This is a genomic window from Sporosarcina sp. Y838 (genome assembly GCF_056786515.1).
Genome location: NZ_JBXCJD010000009.1, coordinates 1 through 17,109, shown reverse-complemented (window position 1 = coordinate 17,109; position 17,109 = coordinate 1). Strand labels below are relative to the sequence as shown.

At 42.3% G+C, this 17,109-nt stretch carries 20 protein-coding genes, 1 pseudogene and 1 riboswitch; of the genes and pseudogenes, 3 read left to right on the top strand and 18 right to left on the bottom strand.

Translation table 11 applies throughout. From position 1 onward, the window contains the following. Nucleotides 1-215: 215 nt before the first annotated feature. The 11 genes and pseudogenes from AC1TO4_RS12785 to AC1TO4_RS12735 all read right to left on the bottom strand — a co-directional run bounded on the left by AC1TO4_RS12785 (nucleotide 216) and on the right by AC1TO4_RS12735 (nucleotide 8,013). Nucleotides 216-737, bottom strand: coding sequence for a MogA/MoaB family molybdenum cofactor biosynthesis protein (locus AC1TO4_RS12785; RefSeq protein ID WP_482105644.1), 522 nt, complete (start codon nucleotides 735-737; stop codon nucleotides 216-218). A gap of 9 nt (nucleotides 738-746) precedes the next feature. Further along, entirely contained in the window at nucleotides 747-1,766 is a 1,020-nt protein-coding gene (locus tag AC1TO4_RS12780; protein WP_482105643.1) for a ThiF family adenylyltransferase, read from the bottom strand. Between the two features lie 59 nt (nucleotides 1,767-1,825). After that, nucleotides 1,826-2,188: pseudogene (locus tag AC1TO4_RS12775) on the bottom strand (PAS domain-containing protein). Next, a complete protein-coding gene (locus AC1TO4_RS12770; protein WP_482105695.1) occupies nucleotides 2,128-2,451 on the bottom strand; it encodes a hypothetical protein in 324 nt (107 codons plus the stop codon). The pseudogene AC1TO4_RS12775 and the gene AC1TO4_RS12770 overlap by 61 nt, the downstream one beginning before the upstream one ends. 63 nt (nucleotides 2,452-2,514) lie before the next feature. After that, nucleotides 2,515-3,162 carry a response regulator gene (locus AC1TO4_RS12765; protein ID WP_482105642.1) on the bottom strand — a complete coding sequence of 216 codons (648 nt, stop codon included), beginning with the start codon at nucleotides 3,160-3,162 and terminating at the stop codon, nucleotides 2,515-2,517. Then, nucleotides 3,159-4,232: a sensor histidine kinase gene (locus AC1TO4_RS12760; protein WP_482105694.1), complete on the bottom strand. Its 1,074-nt coding sequence runs from the start codon at nucleotides 4,230-4,232 to the stop codon at nucleotides 3,159-3,161. The genes AC1TO4_RS12765 and AC1TO4_RS12760 overlap by 4 nt, the downstream gene beginning before the upstream one ends. Beyond that, nucleotides 4,232-4,696 carry a GAF domain-containing protein gene (locus AC1TO4_RS12755; RefSeq protein ID WP_482105641.1) on the bottom strand — a complete coding sequence of 155 codons (465 nt, stop codon included), beginning with the start codon at nucleotides 4,694-4,696 and terminating at the stop codon, nucleotides 4,232-4,234. The genes AC1TO4_RS12760 and AC1TO4_RS12755 overlap by 1 nt, the downstream gene beginning before the upstream one ends. Before the next feature lie 408 nt (nucleotides 4,697-5,104). Next, nucleotides 5,105-5,731 (bottom strand): ATP-binding cassette domain-containing protein, encoded by a 627-nt coding sequence (locus tag AC1TO4_RS12750; protein ID WP_482105640.1) that lies wholly within the window; start codon nucleotides 5,729-5,731, stop codon nucleotides 5,105-5,107. Beyond that, nucleotides 5,724-6,434 (bottom strand): molybdate ABC transporter permease subunit, encoded by a 711-nt coding sequence (gene modB / locus AC1TO4_RS12745; RefSeq protein WP_482105639.1) that lies wholly within the window; start codon nucleotides 6,432-6,434, stop codon nucleotides 5,724-5,726. Before modB ends, AC1TO4_RS12750 begins: the two co-directional genes overlap by 8 nt. Nucleotides 6,435-6,450: 16 nt before the next feature. Continuing rightward, nucleotides 6,451-7,281 (bottom strand): molybdate ABC transporter substrate-binding protein, encoded by an 831-nt coding sequence (gene modA / locus AC1TO4_RS12740; protein ID WP_482105638.1) that lies wholly within the window; start codon nucleotides 7,279-7,281, stop codon nucleotides 6,451-6,453. A gap of 201 nt (nucleotides 7,282-7,482) precedes the next feature. After that, nucleotides 7,483-8,013 carry a helix-turn-helix domain-containing protein gene (locus tag AC1TO4_RS12735; protein ID WP_482105637.1) on the bottom strand — a complete coding sequence of 177 codons (531 nt, stop codon included), beginning with the start codon at nucleotides 8,011-8,013 and terminating at the stop codon, nucleotides 7,483-7,485. Between the two features lie 378 nt (nucleotides 8,014-8,391). Here AC1TO4_RS12735 and AC1TO4_RS12730 point away from each other — a divergent pair, with 378 nt between their 5' ends. Then, entirely contained in the window at nucleotides 8,392-9,036 is a 645-nt protein-coding gene (locus tag AC1TO4_RS12730; protein WP_482105636.1) for an alpha/beta hydrolase, read from the top strand. Between the two features lie 28 nt (nucleotides 9,037-9,064). Further along, a complete protein-coding gene (locus AC1TO4_RS12725; protein ID WP_482101250.1) occupies nucleotides 9,065-9,472 on the top strand; it encodes a DoxX family protein in 408 nt (135 codons plus the stop codon). Nucleotides 9,473-9,845: 373 nt separating this feature from the next. Here the strand turns inward: AC1TO4_RS12725 and AC1TO4_RS12720 are convergent, their stop codons facing one another. The 7 genes from AC1TO4_RS12720 to AC1TO4_RS12690 all read right to left on the bottom strand — a co-directional run bounded on the left by AC1TO4_RS12720 (nucleotide 9,846) and on the right by AC1TO4_RS12690 (nucleotide 16,215). Further along, a complete protein-coding gene (locus AC1TO4_RS12720) occupies nucleotides 9,846-10,007 on the bottom strand; it encodes a hypothetical protein (protein ID WP_482101251.1) in 162 nt (53 codons plus the stop codon). A 142-nt stretch (nucleotides 10,008-10,149) separates the two neighbouring features. Continuing rightward, complete coding sequence (locus AC1TO4_RS12715) at nucleotides 10,150-11,211, bottom strand: ribonucleotide-diphosphate reductase subunit beta (RefSeq protein ID WP_482105635.1); 1,062 nt, start codon at nucleotides 11,209-11,211, stop codon at nucleotides 10,150-10,152. Next, a complete protein-coding gene (locus AC1TO4_RS12710) occupies nucleotides 11,166-11,606 on the bottom strand; it encodes a flavodoxin (protein ID WP_482101253.1) in 441 nt (146 codons plus the stop codon). Before AC1TO4_RS12710 ends, AC1TO4_RS12715 begins: the two co-directional genes overlap by 46 nt. Continuing rightward, complete coding sequence (locus AC1TO4_RS12705) at nucleotides 11,591-13,813, bottom strand: ribonucleoside-diphosphate reductase subunit alpha (RefSeq protein ID WP_482105634.1); 2,223 nt, start codon at nucleotides 13,811-13,813, stop codon at nucleotides 11,591-11,593. The genes AC1TO4_RS12710 and AC1TO4_RS12705 overlap by 16 nt, the downstream gene beginning before the upstream one ends. A gap of 182 nt (nucleotides 13,814-13,995) precedes the next feature. Next, a riboswitch (cobalamin riboswitch) is annotated at nucleotides 13,996-14,179 on the bottom strand. Nucleotides 14,180-14,201: 22 nt separating this feature from the next. Continuing rightward, nucleotides 14,202-14,360 carry a hypothetical protein gene (locus AC1TO4_RS12700; protein ID WP_482105633.1) on the bottom strand — a complete coding sequence of 53 codons (159 nt, stop codon included), beginning with the start codon at nucleotides 14,358-14,360 and terminating at the stop codon, nucleotides 14,202-14,204. Nucleotides 14,361-14,780: 420 nt separating this feature from the next. Beyond that, nucleotides 14,781-15,284 carry a YndM family protein gene (locus tag AC1TO4_RS12695; protein WP_482105632.1) on the bottom strand — a complete coding sequence of 168 codons (504 nt, stop codon included), beginning with the start codon at nucleotides 15,282-15,284 and terminating at the stop codon, nucleotides 14,781-14,783. A 76-nt stretch (nucleotides 15,285-15,360) separates the two neighbouring features. After that, complete coding sequence (locus AC1TO4_RS12690; protein ID WP_482105631.1) at nucleotides 15,361-16,215, bottom strand: MBL fold metallo-hydrolase; 855 nt, start codon at nucleotides 16,213-16,215, stop codon at nucleotides 15,361-15,363. Nucleotides 16,216-16,410: 195 nt separating this feature from the next. Here AC1TO4_RS12690 and AC1TO4_RS12685 point away from each other — a divergent pair, with 195 nt between their 5' ends. Further along, the gene (locus AC1TO4_RS12685; RefSeq protein WP_482105630.1) at nucleotides 16,411-16,962 is read left to right on the top strand and encodes a spore coat protein; all 552 of its coding nucleotides are present in this window, start codon (nucleotides 16,411-16,413) and stop codon (nucleotides 16,960-16,962) included. Nucleotides 16,963-17,109 lie beyond the last annotated feature (147 nt).

Below are 17,109 nucleotides of genomic sequence, written 5' to 3'. Positions count from 1 at the left end.
TAATATTAATGAAATCTCGTAATCGACTATTCGTTTACGTGGATTTCCGTTGATTGTAACGGAAGGCGGCGACTCCAGCGGGAAAAGCGCGAGCTGAAAGCCCCGCAGGAACGCAGTGACGAGGAGATTGAAGCCGTGCCCGCGGAAAGCGTCCGCCTGGAGTGTAAATCAACCTTGTTCGGATTTTATACTAAATCTCCTATTTTGAAATTGACTCAGTCATTTAAATGTTTTGTAAGTTCATGCACTACATGGTGAATCTCAGGCAAAATTAGCTTGTCCATTGCAAGTTCCACTGCTTTCACGGATCCAGGAAGTGCGAAAAACGCCTTTTCTTTTACTACACCTGCTGCCGCCCTGCTTAACAACGCCTTCGATCCGACATCCTCCGTATAGCTCAAATAACGGAACAACTCGCCGAAACCATCTATTTTTTTCGTAAAATAGGGCGATACAGTTTCGATTGTGACATCACGGAAACCAATGCCCGTACCGCCTGTTGAAATAATTGCATTTACGTTAGGATTCCTCAACCATTCTTCGACAATAGATTCAATTTCCGTTGAATCGTCTTGACATATCCACGATTCAAATACATAATGTCCTGCGGATTCAAGCTTTTGACGAATTGTCCAACCACTTCGATCATTCGACACATTACGTGTATCACTCGTCGTCAAGACACAAAAAACTAGTTTTTTCTCTTTTTCAGTTTCACTTAAGTGCGACAAGCCCATTCCTCCGATTTACCCAAAAAGTTGATGGTATAATTTACGACCTATCATCATGTCCTTCAATCCGTGAATTAACAAGCGCCCATTCTTGAACAATATACAACGATAGCCCTCAGCGCTAAATTCCACAAAAAAAGGAGTCATTTTATAGGGTTTCCCCAGACGTTTAGCAACTATTTCTCCATCTACTAACGTCAATGAACGACCTGTTTCAGGTATAATCTGGACCGTATCACGACCGCATAATACCGCGTATCCGGTTCCTCCTGCACGATGTAGCGCTGGATACGTCGGCGTATTTCCGCATGTCTCACATACTTCGTTTCGCATACGGGAAATCCCTGCTTCTACATGAGTATTGTTCCACACATCGAAATGGAATAGCTTCTTGCGCATTGCATCTATATTCCCTGTTAACCATTTCAGTGCCTCTGCACTTTGATGTGCAGCTGTAATTTGCACTGCAGGTGCAATAATTCCCGACGTGTCGCAGGTTTCGTTAACTGACGGCAAGACTGGCAATAAGCAGCGGAAACATGCGGATTGACCGGGAACAAATGGGAATACCGTACCTGAACTACCAACACAAGCCCCGTAAATCCAAGGAATATTATTTTTCCATGCGATATCATTTATTAGCAGACGTGTTTCAAAGTTATCCGTCGCATCCATGATTAAGTCAGCGTCAGCGATAATTTGTTCCATAATAGGTCCATCTACATGATCAAGCACTGTTACAATGTCAATGTCTTCTCGAATCATTTTTAACCGAGCTTCAGCAGCAATCACTTTCGGTATACCGTCCCGCGCATCTTGCTCAGTAAACAGCTGTTGTCTTTGCAAGTTTGACGGTTCTACATAATCCCGATCTGCAATCGTCAGTTTTCGCACTCCTCCTCGGACAAGGGTCTCTGAAATAGCTGAACCTAAAGCTCCACACCCAATGACAACGACGTGGGAAGAACTTAACTTATCCTGCCCAATTTCCCCAATTGGCCTAAACAACGTTTGTCTTGAATAGCGATTTCCCAATGTCTACTCCTCCTACAAATTGAAGCGAGGGCTACCGTTCTCAACGACCGGATGCCCTCTTAGCCTCTCGGCGTTATATCACTGAATGTTCCAACGTAACGGGTTATATCTCCTGAACCGTCTTTCACTGCACTAATGGACAGGTGTTCTAGGTATTCCTCGCCATTTTTGCGTTTAATCCATATTTCACCTTACCATAAACCATCTTGGCCAATTTGACCCCACATCGATGTGTAGAATTCTTTCGTGTGTTTACCTGAACTGTACATATTCGGATTTCTTCCGACTACTTCTTCTTCGGTATATCCTGTTAGCTTCGTAAAAGCAGGATTCACTGATTGAATTGTTCCCGACGCATCCGTTACAACAATCCCTTGACCCGTCGAATTGAAGACTTCCGCAGACAGGCTAAGTCGATCCATATAATAGAGTCAAATGACAAGGACGTTGCATTGATCGGTCCCTGTTCCGAGCCAACGTATTGTGCAAGCATCGGAAACAAAAATTCCTCTTCTTTGTCTGTATGATTCTTTAATGGTTCGATGAAATCAATGATGAGTTTTCGAAGTGACACTAGCGCTACGTGACCTTCTTTGGCGGTATAGATATCCCGCTCAAAAGCCAGAACAATTGTATGCAAGCCGCTCATTAAATACGCTAGATAGTGATGTTCATTTTCTAACACGCGTAGAGCCGATAAGTCGAATTTAAACTTTTGAGCCTCAGCAATTTGAAACACGCCTTTCTACTAAAAGTTTAATAGTTTTTTACGTAGCGCATATTCAACGAGCTCAGGTCTGCTTTTCAACTGAAGTTTTTCCATTATTCTAGCTTTATGTGCTTCAACAGTCTTAACAGAAATATATAGTTTCTCCGCAATTTCTTTATTTCCAAAACCTTTCGCTGCAAGCGGGAGAACCTCAATTTCACGTTTTGTTAAAATCTTGAAGGGATCATCTTCTACCACTTCCGTGCCATGTTTAACAAACTCACGGACAAGTGAAGTGGCCATAGCAGGATGAATAAACGTATCCCCCGCGTAAACTGTACGTATCGCGGCAAGTAACTCACCATCGGGCGCATTTTTTAGAACATAACCCGATGCCCCATTTTTCAACACATGAAATAAATACTCTTCATCATCATGCATTGTCAGAATCAGAATTTTTGTTTCAGGAAAATCTTCATTAATTTTACCGGTAGCAATTAGTCCGCTCTCTCCAGGAGGCATGCTTAAATCCAGCAACAAAACATCTGGGCGGTGCTTTGCGACTAATGCATATGCTTCTAGACCGTCTGCGGCAGTGGCAACGACTTCCATATCACTTTGATAATTCAGAATATGCATAAATCCACTACGAACGACGGCATGGTCATCTGCAATAATTATTTTCATTTACTTTCCACCTCTTCTTCAGTTGCGATTAGTGGGATTTCCAAACGTACTGAAGTACCTTTGCCAATAATTGATTTAATAACGAATTGGCCATTCACCAGTTCTGCGCGTTCTTTCATACCATAAAGACCAAGACCCGTACCACTTGGGGTGATTTTATTTCTATCAAATCCTGTCCCTTTATCGTACACACTCAATTTCAGATGTCCTGAAGATTCAAACAGTCGAACGAAAACTTCGTCCGTTCCTGCATATTTAAGCGCATTTAGAACTGACTCCTGACAAATCCGATAGACAACTGTCTCAATTTCACCCTCATATCTTTTAGCTTCAAGTTCAGCAGTAAAATGTACGATTAAACCATAATTTTTCTCCACCCATTTAAAATGTGTTCTAAAAGCTGCTTCAAGGCCAAGGTCATCTAAAGTAGCAGGTCGTAACTCAACGGACAAGTGACGAATTTCATCCAGCAAACGCATCAATGAACCTTCCGTTTGTTGAATTTTTTTGAGTACCTCTGGATCGACATTCATGTACTTCAACACACGCAAATCAACAAGGGAGCTTAACATTTCCTGAGCTACGCTATCATGTAATTCTCTTGACAACCTCTTGCGTTCATCTTCTTGCGCTTTAATGATACTTTTCATCATGGTTTTCTGGTTAAGCGTTTCTTGCGTCTTGTACTGCTTCGTCAAATCTCTCAACATAAAGACACGGATTCCATTTTCTTCATCAATGGTTTGGTAACTTGCCGTGTACGGAGTTATTCCTTTGCCTTGCGTATCCAGGTAAACTTGAAATGAGCTGAAATCATTTTGTGGGCTTACCAAATAGCAGGATAGGCATGTCTGAAGTTCCGTTTCACTCGTATAGCCTTTGCATGTCGCGCAAATTGATTTTACATCTCCCGCAATCATTCCATCCAGTACTTCCGCGCCTATAATAAGTTTGGCTGCACTATTCATGTCAATTATTTTTCCAGCTGAGTCAAAAAAGAAGATGGCCTCAGCTGAATTGTCGTACATTTTCATTAACAAGTCTGTCAACTGAAAACTCCCGAAACGCATCACTGTTTTACCATCTCCTCATTATAATACGGACCGAATCTCAGACCGACATGATTTATAAATTCTAAAAATTCTTCTGCAGTCATCTTTTTTTTCTCTCGATAAGCTACAAGTAACACACCGTTGACGCGATTGTATTTATAAAGAGGTATCGCTCCGAAACTTTTTATGTCTTCTGAAACAATTAGCGGATAGTTAAACAGATCCATTGAATCAAGTTCGACGTCTACATCGTGAACAAAAAGTGGTTTTCCTGATTTAAAAACATGCCCGGCAACGCCTTTTCCTGTTTGCAAAGTGATACGTCTATAGCGGCTGCTGTGATTACCTGTTACGTATTTCCATTTATGGGCGAAACGCATTTCCGCTGTCTCAACTAGTGAAAGAGCGACAAAGTCGAAACCGAAAAATGATTGTAACCGCTCTATTTCTTGCTGGTAATTAAATCTTAATGGTTCATCCATTCCTATTTCTCCCTATATAGAAAAAAGGCAAAACTTCCTTTTTTCGTTCATTAGTTTTCATGGTTCCTTCTATACAGGATATAGCTTCTTCCTACATAATTCAACGGTACAAATTTTCACCCGTCGGTCTTGGAAGAGCCATTTGACTCTTCTTACCTGGCGTACGTGGGCGGAAGTGCCGGTTTGAAAACAGGCAGACCTTTCCCGTAATTCAGGAATAACTCATGGTCAATATAGAAATGCTGCCTTCCCGTTAATGTTCTGAACGGAACCCGCCGTTCGATATTCGTCGTGATTGGCGAGTTGCGCCATGTGGGGAATACCCTCATAAAAGAAAAGGTTAAAGCGCCTGGAGCTAGCTTTTGTTTCTATCTTCAAATAAAAGCCGCTTACTCTGTCCAAAGCGGACTAGATTAAGCGACCTTTTTCGAATCGATATATATGCGTTGCGACTTTCTCTGCCTCCATCAAATTATGCGTCACCATAATAATTGGGATATTCAATTCACCTTGAATATCTGTAATGACTTTAAGAGCGTCATGACGCGCCTTATCGTCAAGGGCAGACAGTGGTTCATCCAGAAGAAGGATATCAGGTTCCGTCGCAAGTGCCCGGGCGATTGCGGTTCGTTGTTTCTCGCCGCCAGACATTTCATGAGGGTACGCGTTTCGCAGATGATGGATTCCGAATCGTTCAAGAAGCAGTAGCGCTTTTTCAGTTTTCCCCGTAGACTTCATGCCGTATTGAACATTCTTCTCTGTCGTCATATGAGGGAATAAAGCATAGTCCTGCATGACATATCCGACGTTGCGTTTTTCAGTTCGGCGAGACTTTTCAGCTGCTGAAAAATAAGTGTTATCCCTCATACGAATATAACCCGAATCGGGATGAACGAGACCTGCAATCATATCGAGACAAGTCGTTTTTCCAGAACCCGATGGTCCAAATAAAACACCCACTTCGCCTTTAGCGGTTTTAAGTTCTACATTAATTGTAAAATCGGGCAGTTTTTTGACGAGATGTGCGTCAAGCATTTCGAGAAGTCCTCCCTTTCCTTTTCACAGTGAATCGGCGTAAATTGCGGTTCGACCACCAGCTAAGCCAAAGTATTGCGCTAAACCCTAGTGTAATGATGATAATTACCCAAAATGTCGCCGTATTCATGTCCCCAGCTTCAACCGCAAAGTAGATTGCCATTGGGATGGTGTCTGTCAGTCCTGGAATATAACCCGCTATCATAAGTGTTGCCCCAAACTCACCGAGCGCCCTGGCGAACGTTAAAACGACCCCCGCTAGCAAACCCGGCCATGCAAGCGGAAACGTAATCGTTCGAAAAACGCGCCATTTCGAAGCACCTAGTGTATGAGCTGCGGCTTCTAGCTTCCCATCGACTTGTTTAAATGCCGCCGATGCACTTTGATACATGAGTGGAAATGCGACAATAGTTGAAGCAATAACGGCCCCTATCCACGAGAAAACAATTTGTATATTTGCGTATTCATACAACCATTTCCCTAGAAGCTGCTCTTTACCGAAAAGGATTAGAAGTCCGAATCCAACGACAGTCGGCGGTAATACAAGTGGCAATAGGAAGAATGCTTCAATGATGGTCTTTCCAAAGAAGTTTTTCTTGGCAAATGTGTGTGCGAGGAACGTACCCACGAGAAAGACGATGATTGTTGCGATGGCCGCGACTTTGATAGAGAGTATGAGTGGCCCGTAACTGATGTCTTCCATTGGCATTGTCCCCCTTTTAGTTTGTAAATCCGTAGTCAGTCAGGACCTCTTGGACCTTCTGTGTCTTCATGTAGTCGAGAAAGGCATGTGCAGCTTCCGGCTGTTCTGTAGACGCCACAATTGCGCCCGGGTAATCAGCAGAAGAATGCAATTCCGGATTAATTTCCAAGATAACTTCTACTCTATCAGACGACTTGGCGTCACTTGTAAAGACAATGCCCCTCTCGGCGTTTCCTGTTTCGACAAACGTTAGTACTTGGCGTACGTCTTTGCCAAAGACTAAAGTTGGTTCAAGACCTTCCCATTCTCCCATTTCCACAAGCGCTTCCTTTGCATAGATTCCAGCTGGGACTGTATCCGGGTTACCTATAGCAAAGTGGGTCTCTTCAGTCATTAACGGATTCTCCGCATTCACCAGTGAATGCACTCCACCTTTTTGCTGAATTACAACCAACGTATTTTTTGTGATTGTTGCACGCGTGTTTGGTTCAATTTTATCTGCTTTCTCAAGTATATCCATGTCTGTACTGTTCGCAGAAATGTAAACATCGACAGGCGCACCGCCTTTTATCTGCTGGGCAAGTTTTCCCGAAGATCCAAAAGTAAACGTAACTTTAATATCTTTATTGGTCTCTTCGAATTTGGCGGCAATATCCGTTAACGCAGGTGTCATGCTTGAAGCGGCAGCCACAAGGATTTCCGTTTTTATACCGGCATCTGAGTTGGAGCACGAACCAAGGTTGAGTGTAAGTAGCATTGTAATTAGGAATGTAAGACGTTTCATGCTATCCCATACCCCTTCATATCTATTTTTATAATCATAACGGACTTCGCTAAACCGTTCCACGCTAAAAACCCACCTTTGAGAAAAAGGTAGGTTTTTTTACTTCAATCAATCTCGCTTCAGTAAAGTTAAATTACAGCGCAGCTCCGACACGGTCGAATGAGTTGTTGTTTTCGAGATGGACATATTCAGACGTATCTTTTTACATTAGAGCGAAAAGAGCTTTCCCTAGAACAAAGCTAGGACAGCCCTCATTTTTTCATCTTATAAATTATTATCCTCGGAATAAACAGCAATCAGCAGGATAGCCTCTTTTTCACCTATATTTTTAACAAAGTGGGGCACACAAGCATTCCAGCTGAATGAGTCACCCTCTTTCGCAATAACCGAGTCTTCGCCTTGTTCAGCAAGTACTGTGCCCTTTAGGACGACATGACTCTCTTCACCTTCGTGGGCAATCGCATCTCCGGTCGATGCACCTGGCGGTAGTTCAACGTGCATCACCCGCAAACCGCTTTGGGAAGTAAGATGTTCTATCTTAATGTCGTTAAAAGTTGTATACACTCGATCTGTTTTTCTTACGACTTTCATATGCTGCTTTTTTTCAAGAAGCAAATAGGGCAGCGGTACTTCTAGGTAATTAGCAATTGCTTGCAAAGTGTTAAGGGAGGGCGAGGTATTGTCGTTTTCGATGTTACTGATAAACCCTTTTGACAGGTCAATTTGTTCGCTCATTTGCGCGATTGTTATTTTCTTTCGCTTACGTATATCCCGTATTTTTGAGCCGATTTCCACGTCCATCCCTCCAAAAGTATTGATTTATATTCCTAATAGTAACACAAAATTGTTGACGTTTTCCGTGAAACGATGTTATGTTATAAAATACAAATATCCATACAAGAATACTTATTGTTGGTGAAGGGAGAAATAGGTTCTGGCAACACACTTAACTTTGGTAGTGGTAAGAGACGATGAATCAATTGAACAATGTAAGCGTGATGTGGCGCGCATGGTTAATTAGTCAATAGATATTCCGATACAAAACAAATAGCAATAAATCGTTTTACCGTCGGAAGTCAATTGAAAAGCGAAGTTTACTATTTTTTTAAATTCTATGTTCACTTATATGAATATATTATTTTCAAGAGAATATAAAATGGAGGGTTTGATAATATGGAAAATCAGCTAATTTATCAGCTTCGTACCCCTGAGAATATTGAACATGGAAAGAAATATCCAGTCATTTTCTTATTGCACGGTATGGGAAGTAATGAAAAAAATATGATGCCTCTCGTTTCCGGGATAGAAAAAGACCTGTTTGTTTTTAGTATAAGGGGTCCTCTCCAACAGCCGCCAGGTAATGCATTTTTCACTATTCAAGGATTCGGGAATCCACATAGAGACGCATTTGACGGTGCTGTAAATAAACTTGAAAACTTCATCGAATACGCGGTAGAAAACTACCCAATCGATGCACGTGAGGTCTTTTTCATGGGCTTCAGTCAAGGTGCAATCTTGTCCATGACTCTTGGATTGAAGCTTGGAAACCGTATAAAAGGAATTATTGCGCTTAGCGGTTATATTCCTGCTTTCGTAAAAGAAGAGTATGACATTCAATCACTTGATGGAGTCTCAGCATTCATCTCTCACGGCGAGCATGATCAAGTTCTTCCGTTTGAATGGGGCGTTGATGCCGAAGCATTTTACAGTCAAAATGGAGCCACTTCAACATTCAGTAAATATCCCGAAGGTCATACAGTTTCCAACGAAAACTTCAATGATTTCACAGCATGGTTCAATAATATATCCAATAAATAAAGAAAAGAAAAATTAGGGGGAAATAAAGATGAATAAATTAAGTTTAACTACATTTTTGCTAAGAATTGTTTTGGGAATAAGCTTCTTTGTACACGGATTTGTTAAATTCCAAGGTGGAATCGAAAATACTGTTGGTTGGTTTGATAGTATCGGCATTCCAGGATTTTTAGCGTATGTTGTTGCTTCGGTTGAATTGGTAGGTGGTGCTGCACTCATTTTAGGACTTGGAACAAGAATTGTTTCTGCACTGCTCGCTTTAATCATGGTTGGAGCAATACTGAAATCTAAACTCGCCATTGGATTCTTAGGTACTCCGGAAATGGCTGGCTACGAACTCGACCTTGCATTTTTAGTAATTGCGATATTTTTAGCTGTAAACGGAAGCAAGCTTTGGTCAGTGGATGAAGCTGTATTTAATAAAAAAACGGAGAAATAAGTTACTTGATCACATACTGGGCACTACGTGTATAGTTGTTTTAGTTTGCTTTGAATTAAACAACTTCTATACCATTATCGAAATGTCTTAAGTAAGTAGGGATGCGACTTCGTCGCATCCCTACTTATTTTTTCGGTAATCTTATGGTATTTGTTCATCCGTCGCTCTCCAAAGACACAGTACAAGACAGTGCTGAAGCTTTTTGGGACGAAAGAATAGCTCGCTTCTTACCTGGAGAGTAGCGGTCAAAGATACAATTTTGACCGCTTGAGCCTTCTATTATCGTATCCCTATTTGTATTTTAAGAAAGTGCCACTATCTTATTAAGCAAAGCAGAGAATACAATGTGTAACGTGCTAGAGTGCCCGAAATTTCATCTTCGGGCACTTACACTTTTTATAGATAGTTGTCTATTTTTTTCTTCCAAAGCAACTGCATTTTTCACTTGAATATTGTAGGTGCGCGACAGGCGATTAATCACAACAGGATAACCGAAAAAAGTGTGGCTAGAAGTGACGGAGTCAATTCTAGCCACACTTGTCCCCCGGTAAAAGTGGTGTGATTAATTCGCCGAAAGCGGGCCGGAAATAATCCACTGAAAATGGCGGTTTTCAAGCCCTACTCGCCGGTGTTTTAAGCTAGTTAATGGTTAATCAATAGACACCTACCTTGTTTAATTACAAATCATCAAACCCATTCAAATCACTGGTTTTAACGTATTGTCGTGAAGTTTGTTCAAAGAAGTCTGTTTTGGTGTCGTCAAAACTATCGACATATGCCCGAATCCACTTCATCGGATTATCGGTGAAGTCAGGATAGATTTCACTGAGACCAAGCATACGTAGCATTTTGTTTGCCCGGTATTTCACATACCCTTCCATTTCCACAAGGTCGATTCCTTCGATATCTGCTAATACATAACGACTCCAAATGACTTCCTGCTCGACTGAGTGCTTGAACTGGTCGTAAATCCACGCCGTGAATTCATCTGTATTTTGTACTGGGTTCTCCGCAAGTGCCGCACGAAATATGTCGCTGATGGCTTTACCATGCTGCAGTTCATCACGATTGATGTATGAAATCATTGTCGATGTGCCAACCATTTTTTGATTGCGCGCGAGATTGTAGAAGAATGCGAATCCACTGTAGAAAAACAACCCTTCAAGTAATGTCGTATAGACCATTGCTTTCAATGCCGATTCAATCGTCGGATGCTCTGCGAAATCGTTGTATACTTCGACGATGCGCTCATTGCGCTTCAATAATACTTCGTCTGAGCGGCCCATTTCAAATGAAGCCATCTGTTTATTTAACGTAGTCACTGAGGACAATACGTAAGCGTACGAATGATTGTGTTCACTTTCCTGATCGGCAATTGTCGCCATGATTGATTTGACGGAAGGATCGGTTGTGAAATCCGCCATTTTCAAAGCGATTGTCGTCTGCGGGCCGTCAAGTGTCGCAAGTAAGCCAATGATTTTGAGAAATGCATCTTGTTCCGGCTTTGTCAGTGTCGAAAACTGCTTTACGTCTTGCGTCAAATCGACTTCATTCGCTGTCCAGAATAGCGAACGAATTTGTTGCCTTAATGTATAGAAATGGGGATGTGCAAGGTCATTCCAGTTGAGCATACCGCTTGCTTTTCCACCGAAAATAGCTGTTGATTTATTGGGATGCATTGGTTCCAATACCTTTACCCGTTTAAGTTTTTCCAATGTTCCAGGACTCCCTTCGACCATTCAATTACTTTTTCCTCTTGTACACCGCGCGGACTTTGCTCGATTTTGAGGGGGTTAAATGTAGATCCATAAAATCGTGCCAACTTTACTGCCGCATGGCAAAATAGTGCATCGCCGCCGAATTGGGTATCACCCGTTCCAAAGACATAGACATTATCGGGTTTATAACCCACGTCAGCTACAAAGTCTTTTACTTCGTTAGGCGTTGCGCCCTGTTCCCACGTGAATGATCCGAGGAGCATCGCATCAAAATCACTGGGGTTCGGAATGACTCCCCCACCGATTCGATGCATTGTCACTTCAAGATTTTCAGTGGCCAACGTTTCCTGGATTAATTCGGCGACTTCCTGTGTATTCCCGCTCCACGTAGCGTAAACGATTAAGAATGACACCATTCACACTCTTCGATATCCGTCGCTGTTGAACGCGTATAATACGTTGTTTTCATGCCAGACTTCCAAGCCTGTAAATGAAGTTCGAGAAGAACAGACGCACGAATTGTATTTGGAACATAGATGTTGAAAGAAATTGCTTGGTCAATATGGCGCTGTCTTGCGGCGTTTTGTTTGATTGACCAGCGCTGATCGACGATATACGCGGAGCGGCGGTACACATCGTACGTATTGTGGTTAAGGTCAGGTGCAACGACCGGAAGCTTGTAATCTTTCTTTTCCTCATGATAAAACGGTTTGAATACGGGATCGATTGAAGCAGTTGATCCGGCAATGATGGACGTCGAGCTATTTGGTGCAATTGCCATCAAGTAACCATTTCGCATACCATTTGTTGCAACATCAATGCGGAGTTCGCGCCATTCCCTCGTATCGTATTTCTTATTTTCGAAATAGACTCCTGACTGCCAGTCCGACCCCTCATATAACGGGTAGGATCCCTTTTCTGTAGCCAGTTCCATCGAAGCTTTTATCGTCAAAAAGGCGATTTTCTCATATAGTTTATCTGCGTAATCCACAGCTTCGTTTGATTCCCATTGAATGTTTTGCAAGGCAAGTAAATGATGCCAGCCAAATGTACCGAGACCGATTCCACGGTAACGCGCGTTCGTTCGCTGCACTTGGACAACTGGTATTTTGTTAAGATCGATGACGTTATCAAGCATGCGCACTTGGATTGTAATGAGTCTTTCCAAAACGCTCGCCGGAACCGCTCGTCCAAGGTTGATGGACGATAAGTTACATACGACGAAATCGCCCGGTTTGGAACGCGTAACAACGATATCGTCTTCGAGCGTGACAGACTCAAATTGAGTTGGGCTCATATTTTGAGTAATCTCTGTACAAAGATTCGATGAATAAATCATGCCTTCATGCTTGTTCGCATTCGCGCGGTTTACTTCATCGCGGTAAAACATGTACGGCGTTCCTGTTTCCAATTGACTGCGCATAATTCGTTTCATAAGATCGATGGCCGGTACGATTTCTCGACTCAGTTCAGGATGATTGACGCACTCTTCGTATTTCTCACGGAATGAGCCTGTACCTCTTTTTTCGTCGTAGAAGTCCTCAAGGGAATACCCCATGATTGTTCGAACTTCATGCGGATCGAACAGATGCCACTCTCCCCGCGCATCGACTTGTTCCATATAGATATCAGGGAGACAGACACCCGTGAAAATATCATGCGCACGCAACCGTTCATCCCCATTATTTAGTTTAAGATCTAGGAACGTGAAGATGTCTTTGTGCCAAACATCGAGATAGACAGCGATAGCACCTTGCCGTTGACCCAATTGATCTACGCTAACGGCTGTGTTGTTCAACTGTTTAATCCATGGAAGTACACCGCTCGAAGCACCTTTAAATCCGCGGATAGAAGAACCACGACTCCGAACCTTCCCCATATATACACCGATGCCACCGCCATATTTAGACAAGTTAGCAATGTCCGTATTACTGTCGTAGATACCTTGCAAAGAATCATCGACTGAATCGATGAAACAACTCGATAATTGACCATGTGGTTTACCGGCATTCGACAATGTCGGTGTGGCAACTGTCATATACAAATTGCTCATAGCCCAATACGATTCAGCAACTTTTTCGAGCCGGTTCTCCATCTCATCCTGCATCAGTGTCATCGCAATAATAAGCCAACGCTCCTGGGGAAGTTCAACTGATTGTTTATTAAAATCAACAGCCGCATATCGGTCCATAAGCGTTTTTAATCCGATATATGTAAATAATTTATCCCGTTTCGGTTCAATGAGATTACCCAGAATGATGAGATCTTCTTTTGAATATTTCTGCGTTAACGTAGAAGTATATAACCCTTTATCGACAAGCCGGGCAACATGTCCTGCGAAGTCTGTGTAGACCTTTGCCCCCCGTCGCAGTTCCTGACGGTTGTAGACATCACGCAGATGAATTCGTGCAGCTACGAACGTCCAATACGACGATGCCTCGTCCATATTGCTCAGTGATTCTAACGTCATTGCCTTGGCCCATTCCGATGCAGCCCCCTCAGGGTATTTCAGGTACCATCGCTCACTTGCGATAAGCAATGGCCATAATTCCTCTCTTCCAAACTCATTTTGTAACTCATCAAGTAGCCTGTCCATATCGGTTCTCATCACTTTAGTTGTCATCATTATTGTCTCCTCTCATGATTGTATAAACAAAAAAACGATAGCTCCACCTTTTCGGTAGAGCCATCGCTCATGGGTTTTTTATAGGAAACAGAATGGGACCACACGCTACTAATCTCCGAGTATAGAAGGTAGACGGACGGTATCCCGTTCGCTTCCACCTCTCAACCCCCGAAGAAAGTGTCGCTTGACGATGGAAGGCAGGTCTCCTGGCTCACGCTTCACTCTCCCTGCCCAGCCTTCCCATGTAATTTCTCCACAGTGGCTCTTTCGGCGGTCGTCTGCGCTTACAGTTGCGGGGACAGCTCCGGATTTTCCGGATTCCCTTTTAAACCAATATCGGTACCATTCCATCGTTAAATACTATATGTAGTGTCTCGAACTCTTATTACACCCTAACATGTTGTGTTTTGAAATTCAATAGGCAATAAGCAGTTTGATGATTTGCGCCTGTCATTATATTAATGAGCACATCCGCCAATTTAATTGCTGCGGGATCGCATCTGATCGGTATCGGCTTGCTTGAAAGCACGTCGAGCCAATCCATTTCCTACATCCAATGGTTCTTATGGGGAGTGCCGTTTGCAGGGCAAAGTGCTTGTTGATACAGGTGCAGTCGTATTTATCTCAGGTTTGTTACTATTCAGTGAAACAATCGGAGTCAATCCGGTTACAATGTTTCCCTAAGTTTGATTGGTATGAATTACTATGTCACATTTCCCGTCAGTTCGAAAGCACTCCTTCTTTTCTTTGAGGAGGGGGATGTCTCCCTTGATGCCAAACAGTTGATTAAAATTAGTGCCACCCTTATGCCTCTTTATATAGTGGCAATCGTTGTATTCTACTTTACTTTTTGGAAGTGGAGGGGGATGGTTTTGTGAGATGAGATCATCAAAGATAATTCGATAAAATCGAAAAAACACCAGACCCTTTTGGAATTCTGGTGTTTTCATCATGAGGAGCCAATTTAATAAGGATTTTTCTTTCTCCGTTTTTTCGGTCTTTGTTTATGATTCTTGTCTGTCGGCTTATCCTCTTCTGGCTTCTTGATATCAACTTCCGATCCAAATTCAGTCTGCATATTACCTTTTTGGTAAGAAATATCATTTTTTTCAGGAGCCACTTTGTCATCAGTGAGAACCTGATTTAGTAAATATTTATGAAATACAAATTCCCCCGCAGCAATAATAATCGCGGATAGTAAAGCCGCCATGCCTAATTGGATGGGCTGTTCGTAAAAATAGATACCCACCAACCAGATCATAACGAGCGCCAAAATAAAATCGGCTATTGTGGCACCTATATTTTTAATACGGGGCAATATAAACATGTCTCCGAGAAATGAAACACCTGTCACTAAAACACTTGTGAGCATAATATCTCCAAATGAAACACCATAAAGCCCCAAAACAATCCATAACACAACTGTAATCATTATAAATTTAATTATCAGTGCTGTAATCGTTTTCACCAGTTACGTACCTCCAATCTGAATTGAATTATTCCAATACTTATAGGCTATTTCTAAGGTAAGCCAGGTTGAGTCACTAAAGATTTTTATCAACATATTTTCCATAGTCAGGTATCGCGATACGGTCAAACTCTTCTACAAGCTTCCGTAAATTGTCCGCCAACAAGTCGCCAGCCATCGGTAACCCATGTCCCGTTACTGCAACAGCAGGTTTTAAGCCTTCCAGTTTTTCCACTGATTCCCTGGCGGCTTTCCAATCTGTCGTCAGATACCTGGGAGGACCGCTAATTTCCTGCTCTTGCGTTAACACTTTATAAAGATATTCCTGTTTAACCGTAACAAAGGCATCACCGACAATTAAAGCTCTATCCTCTTCTCTAAACAGTGACACATGCCCCAATGAGTGTCCTGGCGTATGAATCCAACGAAAGCCTGGCATGTAAGGAACACTACCGTCTTCAGGTAATGGCAATACATGATTCCCTAAATTAATTGGCTCAACTGGGAACGTGGGCGACATTTTAGCAACCATACCGCCTTCTACGGTCGGATCCGGCTTGGGATAACTCGTTTTACCCGTCAGGAAAGGAATTTCCAATTCATGGGCGTAAACGGTCACACCCCAGCGTTGGACTAATTCTATAATCGCACCGACGTGATCAAAATGACCATGGGTTAAAATAATTGCCTTGGGTCGACTATCTTTACCAAAACGTTCTTCAATAACAGAGAAGATTTCATTCGCGGAGTGGGGCATGCCTGCATCAATTAACACGAAATCATTCGCGTCAGGAAGCCCAACCAAACTAATATTTACGATTTGAACAGTATGACTGTACAAATCCGGAAGGACCTCTTTTCCAGTTCCACTTTCTACCGATGTTACTGGGATTAGTTTGTAATCGGCCCCATAAGATAGATTATTGTCCACAACTTCGCCTCCTAATTACTCTGAATCGTCCCTATTGTGGTGCAATCCGCACTTTTTATACCAGTAAAAGTAAATTTTCTGGATTACTAATATAAAAGCAATTTCTAGTATTACCCTTTTTTAAAAACCGTATATACTTGCCCTTATTGCAAAGGATAATGTCGTGCGGAGAATGAGATTCGAGGAGGAAAAAGAATGAAATTGGCATCACATGAGTTATTCGAGTTAAGTGAATTGATTTTAGGATGCTTCAACACTGTTACATGTATGAGCGGATTTATTAACCAGGCCAAAGATCCAGAACTAAAAGAACTATTGACTCGTCACTTTCCGCAACATGTAAAAGACTATAATTTGAAAGTGGAGTTTGTGCAAAGCGAGACAACGCCAGATATCAGTAAGTTCAGGCCCGATGATTTAAATCCGACACTCCAGGATTTCACAAAAGCACCCGTCCCGCTTCAACCGGAACAACCGAGAACATCCATTCAAACCCACAACGACCGGGAAATCGCCGCTGCCTATTTACTCAATCAAAAAAGCTCAGCCAAAAATTACGGAGCGGCGACCCTCGAGTGCGCGAATCCTGATTTAAGACATTTTTTAGAGAATGCTTTCATGAATAGTAATCGTCATGCTTATGATATTTGGCAGTATATGGTTAAAAATGGTTACTACCCACTAATGCCGGCGACTGCAGAAGCAATTTCTGAAATCGCGACAATGTACTTGCCAATTCCCGAATGACAGTACCCCGATTATAAAAGCTCTGCCTATCAAAATTAAAAACGCCAGGAATTGTTGTGCACCCCAAAAGTTAGAGTCAAAATCTAACCTTTGGGGTGTTTTATTATGGCTAAATATAGCGATGAGTTTAAGTTGATGGTTGTGAAA

What these genes read in the sequence shown, in the direction of transcription:
- AC1TO4_RS12715 (WP_482105635.1), bottom strand. Translation starts at nt 11,211, where the DNA reads ATGGTCGAAGGGAGTCCTGGAACATTGGAAAAACTTAAACGGGTAAAG.
- modB (WP_482105639.1), bottom strand. Translation starts at nt 6,434, where the DNA reads ATGGAAGACATCAGTTACGGGCCACTCATACTCTCTATCAAAGTCGCG.
- AC1TO4_RS12700 (WP_482105633.1), bottom strand. Translation starts at nt 14,360, where the DNA reads ATGGATTGGCTCGACGTGCTTTCAAGCAAGCCGATACCGATCAGATGC.
- AC1TO4_RS12760 (WP_482105694.1), bottom strand. Translation starts at nt 4,232, where the DNA reads ATGCGTTTCGGGAGTTTTCAGTTGACAGACTTGTTAATGAAAATGTAC.
- AC1TO4_RS12765 (WP_482105642.1), bottom strand. Translation starts at nt 3,162, where the DNA reads ATGAAAATAATTATTGCAGATGACCATGCCGTCGTTCGTAGTGGATTT.
- AC1TO4_RS12685 (WP_482105630.1), top strand. Translation starts at nt 16,411, where the DNA reads ATGAAATTGGCATCACATGAGTTATTCGAGTTAAGTGAATTGATTTTA.
- AC1TO4_RS12705 (WP_482105634.1), bottom strand. Translation starts at nt 13,813, where the DNA reads ATGACAACTAAAGTGATGAGAACCGATATGGACAGGCTACTTGATGAG.
- AC1TO4_RS12755 (WP_482105641.1), bottom strand. Translation starts at nt 4,696, where the DNA reads ATGGATGAACCATTAAGATTTAATTACCAGCAAGAAATAGAGCGGTTA.
- AC1TO4_RS12785 (WP_482105644.1), bottom strand. Translation starts at nt 737, where the DNA reads ATGGGCTTGTCGCACTTAAGTGAAACTGAAAAAGAGAAAAAACTAGTT.
- AC1TO4_RS12710 (WP_482101253.1), bottom strand. Translation starts at nt 11,606, where the DNA reads ATGGTGTCATTCTTAATCGTTTACGCTACGTGGAGCGGGAATACACAG.
- AC1TO4_RS12750 (WP_482105640.1), bottom strand. Translation starts at nt 5,731, where the DNA reads ATGCTTGACGCACATCTCGTCAAAAAACTGCCCGATTTTACAATTAAT.
- AC1TO4_RS12725 (WP_482101250.1), top strand. Translation starts at nt 9,065, where the DNA reads ATGAATAAATTAAGTTTAACTACATTTTTGCTAAGAATTGTTTTGGGA.
- AC1TO4_RS12730 (WP_482105636.1), top strand. Translation starts at nt 8,392, where the DNA reads ATGGAAAATCAGCTAATTTATCAGCTTCGTACCCCTGAGAATATTGAA.